At 50.9% G+C, this 234-nt stretch carries 1 rRNA gene; it reads right to left on the reverse strand.

Annotated features, from left to right (window positions below):
* A 16S ribosomal RNA gene (locus WFO70_RS22365) occupies positions 1-234 on the reverse strand; the annotation flags it as partial.

The following is a 234-nucleotide window of genomic DNA, read 5'->3' on the forward strand; positions in this document are numbered from 1 at the left end:
CTGGCAACAAAGGATAAGGGTTGCGCTCGTTGCGGGACTTAACCCAACATTTCACAACACGAGCTGACGACAGCCATGCAGCACCTGTCTCAGAGTTCCCGAAGGCACCAATCCATCTCTGGAAAGTTCTCTGGATGTCAAGAGTAGGTAAGGTTCTTCGCGTTGCATCGAATTAAACCACATGCTCCACCGCTTGTGCGGGCCCCCGTCAATTCATTTGAGTTTTAACCTTGC

Origin of the sequence: Leclercia sp. AS011, from assembly GCF_037152535.1 — a bacterium.
Classification (GTDB): domain Bacteria; phylum Pseudomonadota; class Gammaproteobacteria; order Enterobacterales; family Enterobacteriaceae; genus Enterobacter.